Origin of the sequence: Nocardia sp. NPDC058058, from assembly GCF_042885355.1 — a bacterium.
Classification (GTDB): Bacteria; Actinomycetota; Actinomycetes; order Mycobacteriales; family Mycobacteriaceae; genus Nocardia.
The window spans coordinates 2,456,623-2,468,944 of the sequence record NZ_JBHVSA010000001.1 but is presented as its reverse complement, the minus strand read 5'-3'; the positions used below and the strand labels follow the sequence as shown (position 1 = coordinate 2,468,944).

14 protein-coding genes are annotated in these 12,322 nt (G+C 68.2%); 8 read left to right on the top strand and 6 right to left on the bottom strand.

Annotation, left to right across the window (positions count from 1 at the left end; genetic code table 11):
* Positions 1-11: 11 nt before the first annotated feature.
* Positions 12-1,016: an AraC family transcriptional regulator gene (locus ACFVUS_RS11360; RefSeq protein ID WP_387763979.1), complete on the top strand. Its 1,005-nt coding sequence runs from the start codon at positions 12-14 to the stop codon at positions 1,014-1,016.
* A 79-nt stretch (positions 1,017-1,095) separates the two neighbouring features.
* Here the strand turns inward: ACFVUS_RS11360 and ACFVUS_RS11355 are convergent, their stop codons facing one another.
* From ACFVUS_RS11355 to ACFVUS_RS11345, 3 genes are all read right to left on the bottom strand, one after another.
* On the bottom strand, positions 1,096-1,287 hold the full coding sequence (locus tag ACFVUS_RS11355; protein ID WP_387763977.1) for a hypothetical protein: 192 nt from the start codon (positions 1,285-1,287) through the stop codon (positions 1,096-1,098).
* Between the two features lie 191 nt (positions 1,288-1,478).
* The gene (locus ACFVUS_RS11350; RefSeq protein WP_387763975.1) at positions 1,479-1,925 is read right to left on the bottom strand and encodes an iron chaperone; all 447 of its coding nucleotides are present in this window, start codon (positions 1,923-1,925) and stop codon (positions 1,479-1,481) included.
* Between the two features lie 49 nt (positions 1,926-1,974).
* Positions 1,975-2,325 carry a VOC family protein gene (locus ACFVUS_RS11345; RefSeq protein ID WP_387763973.1) on the bottom strand — a complete coding sequence of 117 codons (351 nt, stop codon included), beginning with the start codon at positions 2,323-2,325 and terminating at the stop codon, positions 1,975-1,977.
* A gap of 190 nt (positions 2,326-2,515) precedes the next feature.
* On the opposite strand from ACFVUS_RS11345, the gene ACFVUS_RS11340 reads away from it, so the two are divergent.
* Positions 2,516-5,380, top strand: a complete 2,865-nt coding sequence (locus tag ACFVUS_RS11340; protein ID WP_387763971.1) for an ATP-binding protein — start codon at positions 2,516-2,518, stop codon at positions 5,378-5,380.
* Positions 5,381-5,437: 57 nt separating this feature from the next.
* On the opposite strand, the gene ACFVUS_RS11335 is transcribed toward ACFVUS_RS11340, so the two are convergent.
* Positions 5,438-6,001 (bottom strand): NUDIX domain-containing protein, encoded by a 564-nt coding sequence (locus ACFVUS_RS11335; protein ID WP_387763969.1) that lies wholly within the window; start codon positions 5,999-6,001, stop codon positions 5,438-5,440.
* A 50-nt stretch (positions 6,002-6,051) separates the two neighbouring features.
* Between ACFVUS_RS11335 and ACFVUS_RS11330 the strand changes: the two genes are divergently transcribed.
* Positions 6,052-6,960: an NAD-dependent epimerase/dehydratase family protein gene (locus tag ACFVUS_RS11330; protein WP_387763967.1), complete on the top strand. Its 909-nt coding sequence runs from the start codon at positions 6,052-6,054 to the stop codon at positions 6,958-6,960.
* A 160-nt stretch (positions 6,961-7,120) separates the two neighbouring features.
* The gene (locus ACFVUS_RS11325) at positions 7,121-8,062 is read left to right on the top strand and encodes a cytochrome c oxidase assembly protein (protein ID WP_387765507.1); all 942 of its coding nucleotides are present in this window, start codon (positions 7,121-7,123) and stop codon (positions 8,060-8,062) included.
* A gap of 9 nt (positions 8,063-8,071) precedes the next feature.
* Here the strand turns inward: ACFVUS_RS11325 and ACFVUS_RS11320 are convergent, their stop codons facing one another.
* Together ACFVUS_RS11320 and ACFVUS_RS11315 are read right to left on the bottom strand one after the other, a co-directional pair.
* A complete protein-coding gene (locus tag ACFVUS_RS11320; protein ID WP_387763965.1) occupies positions 8,072-8,365 on the bottom strand; it encodes a YciI family protein in 294 nt (97 codons plus the stop codon).
* 36 nt (positions 8,366-8,401) lie between these two features.
* Positions 8,402-8,944 (bottom strand): amino-acid N-acetyltransferase, encoded by a 543-nt coding sequence (locus ACFVUS_RS11315; protein WP_364631163.1) that lies wholly within the window; start codon positions 8,942-8,944, stop codon positions 8,402-8,404.
* Between the two features lie 119 nt (positions 8,945-9,063).
* Here ACFVUS_RS11315 and pgsA point away from each other — a divergent pair, with 119 nt between their 5' ends.
* From pgsA to ACFVUS_RS11295, 4 genes are all read left to right on the top strand, one after another.
* A complete protein-coding gene (gene pgsA / locus ACFVUS_RS11310; RefSeq protein WP_387765505.1) occupies positions 9,064-9,732 on the top strand; it encodes a CDP-diacylglycerol--glycerol-3-phosphate 3-phosphatidyltransferase in 669 nt (222 codons plus the stop codon).
* A 16-nt stretch (positions 9,733-9,748) separates the two neighbouring features.
* Positions 9,749-10,249 carry a CinA family protein gene (locus ACFVUS_RS11305; RefSeq protein ID WP_387763962.1) on the top strand — a complete coding sequence of 167 codons (501 nt, stop codon included), beginning with the start codon at positions 9,749-9,751 and terminating at the stop codon, positions 10,247-10,249.
* 81 nt (positions 10,250-10,330) lie between these two features.
* Positions 10,331-10,744, top strand: a complete 414-nt coding sequence (locus ACFVUS_RS11300) for a helix-turn-helix domain-containing protein (RefSeq protein ID WP_387763960.1) — start codon at positions 10,331-10,333, stop codon at positions 10,742-10,744.
* Between the two features lie 230 nt (positions 10,745-10,974).
* The gene (locus ACFVUS_RS11295) at positions 10,975-11,799 is read left to right on the top strand and encodes a PspA/IM30 family protein (protein WP_387763958.1); all 825 of its coding nucleotides are present in this window, start codon (positions 10,975-10,977) and stop codon (positions 11,797-11,799) included.
* The last annotated feature ends 523 nt before the right edge of the window (positions 11,800-12,322 follow it).

Below are 12,322 nucleotides of genomic sequence, written 5' to 3'. Positions count from 1 at the left end.
AGGGAGGGGCGTTGGGCACCGATCAGACTCTGCTGCACCGGTTCGTGATCTCGCAGCTGACAGCCATGGGACTGGATCGAGCGCGACTGATCCGGGAATCCGGGGTGCCGGGCTGGACGCTGACCGGCAATGGCGTGCACGTGCCCAGCGAAACCTTCTGGCGGCTATGGGAAGTCGGCGCCCGGATGCTCGGCGATCCGGATGTGGCACTGCGGGTGGCGAGCCGGTACGAGCTCAAGGCGACTCGGCTGTACGACTACCTGTTCACCAGTGCGCCGACGCTGCGCGCGGGTTTGGCGACCTGCGGGCCGTATGTCAGTGCGGTCACCACCAACCACCGGTTCGATCTGGTCGAGGGTGAGGGCGGTCCGGCGCTGCGACTCGATATGGTCGACGGTGGTGACGCCACAAGGGATTACACCCAGCTGTGGGGATTGACCGCGGTGCTGACTCGAGCGCGGCGCGTCATCGATGCCCCGCTGGATCCGATCCGGGTCTCACTGCGCCGCCCCGCCCCGCGCCGGATCGAAGTGTATCGCGAGGTATTCGGTTCCGCCGTCATCGAATTCGGCGCCGACACCGATGCCATGACATTCCGGGCCACGGATCTGGATATGCCGCTCACCAGTGCCGATCCGGTGCTCGCGGCCGTGCTGAAACCGCTGGCGGAGGCGCTGCCGCCGCCCCCGCCACTGGAATCGGCATGGCCCGAACGGGTTGCGGTCGCGGTGGCCGAGGCGCTCGACGCGGGCGATATCTCACTGGAAAGGGTGGCGCGCAGTCTCGCCACCAGTCCGCGCACGCTGCAACGCCGTCTCGCCGAAGCGGGTACGACCTGGCGGCGGGAACTGGATCGGGCGCGTTCGGCTCGGTTGGCCGCGGCCTCGATCGGCGGGCCGGTGAGCAGGGGTAGACAGGCGCAGTTGCTCGGCTACTCCGATACCGCGTCCATGCGCCGGGCGGCCCTGCGCTGGGCGGTGGTCACCCGTTCGCATCCGAACGCGCCATTCGGCTGAGCCGTGAGGGACTGAGCTGGGCCGATGTGGGATTCGGCTGGGCCGCCGGGCTTCTGGGCCGGGCCGTCCAGGGTTTCCGTCAAGCCTTCAGGTAGCTGGCGGCGATATTCCAGAACATCGACCGTTCCATTTCCGAGAAGTCCCAGCCTTCGGTGATCGCGTGCGAGGTGGCGACGATGCCGGGTACGTCGAAATCGTCCCGGGTCGCGGTGCCTTTGGCCTCCAACGCTTCGATCACATAGGCGGTGGCGCGTTCTCGGGAATGTTGCACGACGTCTCCTCACGGGCAGTTCGATGGGGATGTCCGCTCTGGATCAGATCGGCAGCCAAGGGCGTTCGGGATGTCGAACGCATACCCGCACCATGGGTGTGGTGCGGGTATCCAGTGTTGCTTCGTAGTCGCTACCGGACCAGTGCGGAACGCGTCAGCATCGGGCAAACGCGCCAACCGGGGTGTGGCGTTCAGCACGCGGCCCGCGCCACCAGCTCTCCGATGCGCGCTTCGTCCGCGGCGGTCAGGGACATCAGCGCGAAGGCCACCGGCCACACGGTGCCGTCATCGAGCTGCGCCGGATCGCTGAAACCGAGTGTGGCGTACCGGGACTTGAATTTCGCGGCGCACTGGAAATGCACCACGATCTTGCCGTCGCGAGCGTAGGCGGGCATGCCGTACCAGAGCTTCGGGACGAGGTGCGGCGCGTTGGCGGTGACGATGGCGTGAATGCGTTCGCCGAGCTCGCGATCGGACCCGTCCATCTCGGCGATCTTGGCGAGCACATCGCGCTCACCATCGGCCTTGGCGTTCTTCGGGTTGCGGCGGGCGGTCGTCTTCAGTTCCTGCGCATGGGCTTTCATGGCGGCGCGCTCGTCGGCGGAGAAGGAGACGGCGGACTTGGCGGTGGTGGTCATTTTCTTTTCCTTACCTGAATGATGTGAAAGTTGCTGGTGCGGGCGGGTTTCAGCGGTCCTGGATGAGTCCGAGCACATTGCCGTCTGAATCGGCGAGGGTGGCGACCAGACGGCCGCCGCCGACCTCATTGGCGGCCTGCCGGACGGTGGCCCCGGCCGCGATCATTTCGGCGACCTTGGCCTCGATATCGGTGACGTGCCAGTAGGAGACCGGGTTGGCCAGCTGCTGCTTGCCGTTGTCGGGGACGAGTCCGATGTGCTGGCCCTCGGCTTCGAAGCCCACGTAGTAGGGGGAGTCGGTCTGCGGGGAGACACCGAGCAGGGCGGTGTAGACGGCCTTGGCGACGGCCAGATCGGTGACGGGATGCAGTACGGTCCGGATGCCCTGGGTGGTGGTCATTTGTGCTCCTGAGGTGGGGGTTTCGGTGCCGGGGGAGGTGCTCCGGACGTGACTTAAGCTTCTCGTCCGGAGGGGGTGCGCGACATCCGTGCTCACCACGGAATCCACCACTGAGTGCCGATTCGGTGCTCCGTACCGAGCGATCCCAGGCGATCCTGGGCTGCGGCGCGGGTACGGCAGAATGGGACCCATGGTTGCGACAGTGGACATCTCGGCGCGGGAAGCCGAGGTGCTCACGTTGGTCGGCGAGCACCTCAGCAATGCGGAAATCGGCGCGCGACTGTTCATCTCGGTGCGGACGGTCGAAAGTCACGTCTCCTCGCTGCTGCGCAAACTCGAGGTGGCGGATCGGCGGGCGCTCGCCCAGCACGCCGCTCAGTCCGCGCCCGCCGATCACCCCCGGTCCGCCGCCTCGGTGCTGCCGACGCCGCTGACCTCGTTCATCGGTCGCGCCGGGGAGCGCGCCGAACTCATCGAACTGCTGAAGACCCGGCGGCAGGTGACCGCGGTCGGTCCGGGCGGCGTCGGCAAGACCCGCCTCGCGCTGACCGTCGCCGCCGAACTCACCGGTGAGTTCGCGGACGGCGTGTGGTTCGTGGATCTGGTTCCCATCACCAGCCCGGATATCTGTGTGGTCGCCGGAACCACGGCGTTCGCACTGGGACTCGGCGAACAGCCCGGCCGCGCGATGGACGAATCCCTGTTGGCCGCGCTCGCGGACCGCAATGCCCTACTGGTGCTGGACAATTGCGAACATGTGCGCGAGGGCGTCGCGCCCTTCCTCGAACGGCTGCTCGCGAGCTGCCCGGGCGTGACGGTGCTGGCTACCAGCCGCGCCCGGCTGCTGGTGCCGTTCGAGCACGTGTACACCGTGCCGCCCATGTCGCTGGCGGGCGCGGGCGAATCCGACGCGGTCGAACTGTTCATGGACCGCGCGGCGGCGGGTGGCTGGCCCCCGAATCAAGCTCTGCGCGAGGATGTCTCCGCGTTCGTGGCCCGGCTCGACGGGGTCGCGCTCGCCATCGAACTGGCCGCCGCGCGCTGGACCACGCTGGGTCTGGACGGGCTCGGCGAGGGCCTGTCCGATCAACTCCACATGCTCGCGGGTGGGGCCCGCGCCGATGATCGGCACCGCTCGGTGCGCGCGGCCCTGGACTGGAGCCACGCGCTGCTCGAACCCGCCGATCGAATCCTGTTGCGCCGCATCGCGGTCTTCATGAAGTCGTTCACCATCGCGGCCGCCGCACAGGTCACCGGCTCCGACAAGGGTTCGGTGGCAACCGGATTGGCGCGCCTGGTGGAGCAGAGCCTGCTCACGGTCACCCCGACCGCCACCGGCACCGAATACCGAGCCCTGGAAACCATCCGGCAATACGGCATGGAGCAGCTCATCGACGCCGGTGAACTGGACGACGCGCGCTCGCGTCACCTGGCCTGGTCCCTCACCGAGGCCGCCAAACTGACCGTGCCGCTGCCGGATTGGCGTCCCCGCTTCGACGCGGTGGCCGACGACCTGCGGGTGGCCCTGACCTGGGTCTGCGAACAACCCGCCCGGCGCGCCGACGCCTACCGCCTGACCCGCGACTTCGCCAACCTCGCCTTCACCCGCCATCTCACCGGCGAATCCCAGTGGCGCTACGAACAAGCAGCCGCCTTCGCGGACAATCCCGCCGACGCCGCCGCGCTGCTCCGCCAAGCGGCCGCGGCCGCGGGCTGTCAACTCAGCGGCGACAATATGTATCGCCTGTATCGCGCCGCCGCCGCGTCCGCCCAACAGGCGAACGAACCCGCCCGCGCGGCAGCCGATCTCGCCACCGCCGCCACCAGCGCCCACCGGTTCTGGAACACCTTCCGGCAGCATCCGCCGCGCGAAGAACTCGCCACCCTGATCGCCGAGGCGCGAACCCTGGCCGTGGGCAGCCCCGCCGCCCTGGCCGCTGTCGCTCTCGCCGAGGCGGGTGTTCTCGCCAACGCCTTCGCCGCACCGGATGTGTTGTCCGGCAATGGTATTCGTCCGGGTGCTGCGATCCATGCATCGCCCGGAGTGTCCGACAGCCGCATTGATGACGCTGCCCCGGAGGTGCTGCGGCGCGCGGAGCGGGCGGTCGAGTTGGCGCACCGCACCGGCGATCCGCTTGCCGAATCGGCGGCTCTGGACGCGCTCACCGGTGCGCAGCGTCAGGTCGGTGACGCACCGGCCGCGTCGGCGACCGCTCGGCGCCGTGTCGCGCTACTCGCCGCCGCGCCGACCACGCCGGACGGCACGCACGAGGTGATCGAGGCGCTCGGCCGGGCCGCCGAAGCCGGTGTGGGCGTGGGGGATCTGCGCGGTGCGCGCCGCGCGGCCCGCCGCCTGGCCGATCACCCGATGCTGGCGGAGGTGGGTCATCGCGCGACCAGTCGTCTACTGGTGGCGGACGCGCTGGCGGGCAACGTCGAGGATGTGCGCACCCGCGGTATCAGGTTCCTGGAAGCCTGGCAGCGCGAAGGCTCGCCGAGCGCGCCCGGCCTCGCCGCGGCCGCCACCGGCGTTGCCATGATCCACGGCCTGCGCGATGACGAAGCCGCCCGGGCCGAATGGCAGGTGGTGGTCGACCGGATCGGTACGCCACCCGGTGACGACCCCGGCTACCGTCCGGTCTTCGACACGCTCCGCCTCCTGCACCACGGGCGGATCGACGAGGCGTTCGATCACGTGGACGCGGCCCCCGGCGATCTGTGGCGCGATTTCCCATCCATCTGGTCGCACTGGTATGTGGCCCTGCGCGCCGAAACCTTCGCCCTCGACGGTGATCCGGCCGCGACCGACCGCATCGCCGAGGCCCGCGCCACCGTATCGGGCAACCCGATCGCCACCGCCATACTCGATCGTGCCGAAGCCGTCCTGGCCCACGACCCGGACCGAATCCTGGCCACCGTCACCGCATTCGACGCCGCCGACTGCCGATACCAGTCCGCCCGAAGCAAAGTCCTCGCCGGCGGCGAACACGCGACCCGAGGCGCGGCCGACCTCGCGGCCCTCGGCCTCACCCCGATGGCAGCCGCATCGCGCTGACCGAACCGGCGTTCTCGGCGACGGTCAAGGTGTTGTTGGACTGCATGGAGTTCGAATTCAAAGGTGCAGGGTCGCAGTGAGTTTGGCGCGGAATCGATCGAAATACGGGTCGGTCGCGGGCAACTCTGGTGTGGTCAGAGGAAACCACCGCTGGTCGGTGAATTCGGCCGGGTCCAGGGCGTATTCGTGGCCGCGGTCGCCCCGGATGACGTACCACAGGGACACGTCTTCGTGGCTGAGTCCGATTCCCACGGTGGTCGTGATCGTCAGGAACAGCGGGGTGTCACCGATGACGGTGAAGTCGGCGTCGATGGCGATCTCTTCGACGGTTTCGCGCCGCGCCGTGGTCAGCGGATGTTCGCCCGGGTCCACGTGGCCGCCGGTCGGGAGCCAGAGTCCGGCCTTGCGGTGCAGGCCCAGGAGTACCGCTCGTGCGTTCGGATCCACCAGCACCACGTAGCTGACCAGATGCCGGGGTGGGGTGGCCGGTTTGACTCTGCGGAAGATGTCATCGGATTCGGACAGCCAGCGCAGGGTTTCGGCAATGTGGCTGTGTTCCAGGGCATCCCAGGGGGTCAAGGTGCGCACGATATCGGCTACGGCGGCCGTGGCGGCTTGCATGGCCGGGACCCTAGTCCGGGGCACCGACAGGCTATTGGGAGAGTGTGGGTATGAAGGTGCTGGTTACGGGGGCGTCGGGGTATGTGGGGCGGGCCGTGGTGGGGGCGTTGCGTACGGCGGGGCATGAGCCCGTGGCGATGGTGCGGGCGGCGCGGGCCGAGATCGACGGTGCGGCCGAGGTTCGGGAGGCCGAGCTGTTGGATGCCGAGGGATTGCGGCGCGCGGTGTCCGGGGTGGACGCGGTATGCCATCTGGCGGGGTTGGGGCTGGCGCGCGAGTCCGTGGCGGATCCGCTGCCGTATTTCCGGGTGAATACCGGCGGGACGGTGGCGCTGCTGGAGGCGATGGCCGAAGAAGGTGTATTGCGCATCGTATTGGCTTCCACCGGATCGATTTACGGTTCACCGGAGGTTCAGCCGATGGGGGAGTGGACCCCGGACGCGCCGCCGCATCCCTACGCGGCCAGCAAACTGGCCGCCGAGTTCGCGGTGGCGGCGCAGGCTCGAACCGGGGTGCTCGGTGCGGTGGTGGTTCGGTTGCTCAATGTTGCCGGTGGCGCGGATCCCGAGCCAACCCGGTTGATTCCCCGGGTGCTGGCCGCCGCACGCGATGGAGAAGTGCTGCGGATCAACGGCGATGGTGGGGCGGTGCGGGACTACCTGCATATCGCCGATGCGGCCGCCGCGTTCGCCGCCTGCGTGGAACGGTGCCCGGAGCCGGGCGTCGACACCCGCTACATCATCGGGAGTGGTTGCGGGACAAGCATTCTCGATGTCATAGCCGCCGCCGAGCGCGTCACCGGGCGCACGGTGCGGCGGATACACGGTCCCGCCGCCCCGGAGCCCGGGGTGCTGATCGGTGATCCGAACAAGGCGATCGCCGAACTCGGTTGGCGGCCAAGTCATTCCGGTATCGACGAGATCGTCGCGGATACCTGGCGGGCACTCTCGGCTCGCTAGTGCGCGGCGGCCGGGCCGAAGTGTCCAGGGCCGCCCCTGCGGTTGACATGAGAACATGCGCATGTTTGTGTGTTTCCGGCAGAGTTGCGGATGATTCGCGGCAACCGGAGCACGGAAGGTGGGCTGGCATGAGTTCGGCGGCGGTGAACGGGTTTTCGATGTGCTGACCCTCGCCGGATCGATTCATCTGCCCGAGGCCCCGCCCTCGCTCGCGAACCTGCTGGCCTGGCAGCCGCAGCCGATTCCGGTGCTGCCCGCGCTCGGTTTCGGCCTGGCCCTTTGGTATTGCCTGGGCGTACGCCGCATGCGCCGCTCGGGGCGGGAATGGCCGTGGTGGCGCACCGCCTGCTTCCTCACCGGCTGCGCACTGCTGATCACGGTGATGGGCCTGGCCGTCGAGGGCTACGGCTACAAGCTGTTCAGCGTATGGATGTTCCAGCACCTCACGCTGTCGATGACGATTCCGCCGCTACTGGTGCTGGGTGCGCCCGGAGTCCTGCTGCTGCGTTCCACCCCGCATCACGGTGTGGGCCGAATCGTATTGGGCGCGGCGCTGATCGGCCTGCGCAGCCGCCTCGCGCGGATCGTGCTGCATCCGGCGTGCACGATCCCGCTCTTCCTGTTCTCCTACTACGGCCTCTACCTGACCTCGGTGCTGGACCTGGTCGGCTCCTCGGTCGCCGGGCATCTCGGCCTGGAATTGTTCTTCCTGCTCAGCGGGGTGTTGTTCATCATCCCGGTGCTGTCGATCGGCCCACTGCCGGTCCGCCAAACCAATCTGGGCCGCTTCTTCGACGTGTTCGTGGAGATGCCGCTGCACGTGTTCATCGGCATCATCGTGATGATGTCGACCGCGCCGATCGTGCGCCGCTTCACCGATCCGCCGTCGGGCTGGGGCGTGGACATCCTCGGTGATCAGTGGCTCGCGGGCGCGCTGGCCTGGTCCTACGGCGAACCGGTCAGCCTCATCGTGGTGATCGTGTTCGCGATCCGCTGGCGGCGCGATGAGCAGGAGAGCAACGCGCGCATCGAATCCCGCCCGGACGGCGATGCCGAGCTACGGGCGTACAACGCCTATCTGGCGAGCCTGCACCGCCCGTAGCCGGACCGGTTACGCCGAAGGGGCGGAAGGGAATCCGTCGGTCGGCAGCCATTCCACCACGCGGGTGCCGTCGACCAGATTCGACACCTGGAACGGGTCCTCGGCAAGCAGTTTGCCCACGGTCTCCGCCGAATCGGCATCGAAGATGAGCAGCGCGCCGGACCCGTCCGGGTACGGCCCGCGCGCCAGCAGGGTGCCCTGCTTCGCGAGCCCGGCGAGGTACTCGCGGTGTACGGGGCGGATCTCGTCGCGACCGGGAACGGTGGCGTCGGAGTAGGTGTAGTGGACGGCGAAAATCGGCACGGTATCCGCTTTCTGGTCGAATGGGCTTCGAAGAAGCTAGAGCGTCAACAGCATTCGGGTATTCCCGAGGGTATTCGGCTTCACATAGCTCAGGTCGAGGAACTCGGCGACACCGGTGTCGTAGGACCGGCACATCTCGGCGTACACCTCGGCGGTGACGGGCGTGCCCTCGATCTCCACGAAGCCGTGCCGCGCGAAGAAGTCCACCTCGAAGGTCAGCACGAACACCCGCCCGAGCGAGAGTTCGCGCGCCACGGTGATGAGCTGCTGCACCAGCAGATGCCCGGCCCCGGTGCCCTTGATCTCCGGGTGCACCGCGACCGTGCGAATCTCACCGAGGTCCGCCCACAGCACATGCAGTGCCCCGCAGCCCACCAGTTCCCCGTCGCGTTCGGCGACCCAGAACTCCTGGATCGACTCGTACAGCGTGACCAGGTTCTTCTCCAGCAGGATCTTGCCCGCGTAGAAATCGATGAGGCGTTTTATCGAGGGCACATCAGAGGTTCGGGCACGACGGATGATCGGCGCCGTGGCCGTCATACCGTCTACCGAACCGCTGTGGGGTGCCCGTGTTGTCATGGGGTGCACAGTAGTCGGCCCCGGTACCGATAGGCTTGGGGTGTGTCGCACATCCAGCCTCCCCTCATACCGGAATGGTCCGGGAACCATGGCCGGTGTCGCGGCTGTTGGGGGCGCTGGTGACCGTGCAGCGTGATGAGGTGGAAGGTCGCTGGACCGACGCGGGTCCGGCGCGATCGGGTTTCGCCCCCGCGACCCCGGGTGTGGTGGAACCGGCGGCGGTGCCGCTGATGAATATCGCCAACGTGCTGACGGTGCTGCGCATCGCGATCGTGCCGCTGTTCCTGGCCGCGTTGTTCGCGGGCGACGGTCATGATCCGCAGTGGCGCTGGGGCGCGGCCGCGCTGTTCGGCATCGCGGCGATCACCGATCGCATCGATGGTCAGCTGGCCCGGAAATACGGTCTGGTCACCGACTTCGGCAAGCTCGCGGATCCGATCGCGGACAAGGCGCTGATCGGCGCCGCGCTGATCGGTTTGTCCATGCTGGGCGATCTGCCGTGGTGGATGACGATCGTGATCGTGGCCCGTGAACTCGGTGTGACGCTGTTGCGCCTGGCCGTGGTGCGGCGCGGTGTGATCCCGGCGGGCCGGGGCGGCAAGCTCAAGACACTGGTGCAGTCGGTGGCGATTGCGGTGCTGTTGCTGCCGCTTTCCGGCGGATTCGCCAGTGCCGGAATGGCATTGATGTACGTGGCCGTGGTGCTCACCGTGGTGACCGGTCTCGACTACGTGGTGCAGGCGGGCAGGCTGTGGTTCGGTTCGCCCGGCGGCAGTCGTGCCGCCTGAGCTCGACCAGCCCGAAATGCCCGGATCATCCGATCCACTCACTTCGCTCGTGCCCGCCGCCGAACTCGTCCACGCCCTGAAATCCGCAGGTCAGACGGTAGCAACCGCGGAATCCCTGACCGCGGGCCTGCTCGCCGCGACCATCGCGGGAATTCCCGGTGCGAGTGCGGTGTTGCGGGGTGGACTGATCGTCTACGCCACCGAGCTCAAGCACGATTTGGCCGGTGTGAGCGCGGACACCCTCGCTACCGACGGCCCGGTCGCCGCGAGCACCGCCGAACAGCTTGCTGTCGGAGCGCGGAGAACCTGCGGAGCGGACTGGGGTATCGGCCTTACCGGTGTCGCCGGACCCGATCCACAGGACGGCCGCGAGGTCGGAACCGTGTTCCTCGGCATCGCCGGTGCGGAGGGTACGGAGGTCATCCGGTTGAAACTGTCGGGAGACCGGTGGACGATCAGGGTGGGCGCGGTCCGCGCCGCGGTCGCCGAACTCGTCCGTAGTGTGCGAGGTGGGTGAAGCTTCCGGGAACGCGAGACCGACGCCGGACGTTGTCCAGTCAAACGCTGGGTCCGGCGAGACGAGTGTGAGGAGAACGGGATGACGCTGCTGCGAGAAGCGATCGGGGAGAGTCTGCGGCGCGCTCGGGTCGCCCAGAGCCGGACGCTGCGTGAGGTCTCGACCTCGGCGCGAGTGAGCCTGGGTTATCTATCGGAGGTCGAACGGGGCCGCAAGGAGGCGTCGAGCGAGTTGCTCGCCGCCATCTGCCAGGCCCTGGACGTGCCGCTGGCGCAGGTCCTGGTCGATGTCGGCGCGGCCATGGCCGATGCCGATCGATTGGCCGCGAAAAAGGCTGTGGCCACGGCGAATGCCGCGCTGGCCCCGGCCGGTGCGGGAGTGCGACCGCGGGGTGGGGACGGCGATGTGGCACGGGCCGGGGATGCCGGTTTCGGGCCGCGGATCGTCATTCCGGCCCCCAAATCGGATCGCTTGGTTCTGGTCGCGGCCAAGTGATCGCCGGGTGCCGCGCATGTGATTACCGTGCGCAGCACACCGTGATTACTGTGCGCAGCAGCCGAAAGGGATAAATTCTCTGTAGGCTTCGTGCCGGAGGCGCCGTGCCAGGTACGGGTTTTCCGGTCCGCTGCCGCGCAGTGGAGGATATGGGACAACCGGGTGCGTGACGGTCGCGCACTATGTCGCGCGAAGGCGCGCGGCACGTCAGATGGAGGCGGGATCAATCGATGGCTAATCCGTTCGTGAAGGCCTGGAAATACATGATGGCCCTCTTCGATTCCAAGATCGAAGAGCATGCGGATCCGAAGGTCCAGATCCAGCAGGCCATCGAGGAGGCCCAGCGGCAGCACCAGGCGCTGTCGCAGCAGGCGGCGTCGGTGATCGGTAACCAGCGCCAGCTGGAGATGAAGCTGAACCGCCAGCTCGACGAGGTCGAGAAGCTCAATGCCAATGCGCGCCAGGCGGTTATGCTGGCCGATCAGGCCGCCGGTGCGGGCGACACCGAGAAGGCGATCCAATACACCAATGCCGCTGAGGCTTTCGCGGCCCAGCTGGTCACCGCCGAGCAGGCGGTGGAAGACCTGAAGGTGCTGCACGACCAGTCGCTGCAGGCCGCCGCGCAGGCCAAGAAGGCCGTCGAGCAGAACGCCATGCTGTTGCAGCAGAAGGTCGCCGAGCGCACCAAGCTGCTGTCCCAGCTGGAGCAGGCCAAGATGCAGGAGCAGGTCTCGGCCTCGCTGCAGCAGATGGATTCCACCCTGTCCGCCCCCGGCACCACCCCCAGCCTGGACGCGGTGCGCGAGAAGATCGAGCGCCGCTACGCCAATGCGCTCGGCGCCGCCGAGCTGGCCCAGAACACGGTGCAGGGTCGCATGATGGAGGTCCAGCAGGCCAGCATCCAGATGGCCGGCCACTCCCGCCTCGAGCAGATCCGCGCCTCCATGCGTGGCGACGCCCTGCCCGCCGGTGGCAACAGCCAGCAGGCCGCTGTCCCGAACCCCGCGGCCACGCCGCAGATCAACACCAACAAGGGCCAGGCCGCCCAGCAGTAGTTCGAGCGGTAGCGAAAGGCATTACACCGATGGGGAGATCGCGGGCGGACAACACCCCCGCGACCTCCCCTGCCCGTTTCCGCCGCAAGCCCCGCCCCGCCGCGGACCCCACCGCCCCCCTCCCCGGCTTCCCATCCCCCTTCGGCGCACCCGCTCCGGAACCCGCACCCCCCAACAACTTCCACCCCCGGCCTCCGAACACGCAGGGGTGGCAGGTGGATCCGCAGTCGGATCAGACCACGGCAAGGCACTCCACCAAGCCCCTACACCGGCCCGAAACCGGCGTCCCGATACCCGATTCCGTGCCACCCACCGCTCGGACTCGCGCGTATGGAACCAGTGGCTACCCCGAATCAGGCTCGGGCGGAGCCGATCCGGTACCGGCTCCCGGTTCTTCGGAAGCCTCGGGCCGTACGGCGCGCGCGGATTCCGACACCGGTGCGCGCACTTCCCGGAAGCGGTTCTCACGGCCAGGAGCGCGCACGTCCGAACCGACTGTTCCCGAGGCGGCATCGGAGCCACG

Bases quoted from the DNA above. Each gene is read 5' to 3' on its own strand.
- ACFVUS_RS11340 (WP_387763971.1), top strand. From the start codon at position 2,516: ATGGTTGCGACAGTGGACATCTCGGCGCGGGAAGCCGAGGTGCTCACG.
- ACFVUS_RS11330 (WP_387763967.1), top strand. From the start codon at position 6,052: ATGAAGGTGCTGGTTACGGGGGCGTCGGGGTATGTGGGGCGGGCCGTG.
- ACFVUS_RS11345 (WP_387763973.1), bottom strand. From the start codon at position 2,325: ATGACCACCACCCAGGGCATCCGGACCGTACTGCATCCCGTCACCGAT.
- ACFVUS_RS11335 (WP_387763969.1), bottom strand. From the start codon at position 6,001: ATGCAAGCCGCCACGGCCGCCGTAGCCGATATCGTGCGCACCTTGACC.
- ACFVUS_RS11315 (WP_364631163.1), bottom strand. From the start codon at position 8,944: ATGACAACACGGGCACCCCACAGCGGTTCGGTAGACGGTATGACGGCC.
- ACFVUS_RS11350 (WP_387763975.1), bottom strand. From the start codon at position 1,925: ATGACCACCACCGCCAAGTCCGCCGTCTCCTTCTCCGCCGACGAGCGC.
- ACFVUS_RS11305 (WP_387763962.1), top strand. From the start codon at position 9,749: ATGCCCGGATCATCCGATCCACTCACTTCGCTCGTGCCCGCCGCCGAA.
- ACFVUS_RS11295 (WP_387763958.1), top strand. From the start codon at position 10,975: ATGGCTAATCCGTTCGTGAAGGCCTGGAAATACATGATGGCCCTCTTC.
- ACFVUS_RS11300 (WP_387763960.1), top strand. From the start codon at position 10,331: ATGACGCTGCTGCGAGAAGCGATCGGGGAGAGTCTGCGGCGCGCTCGG.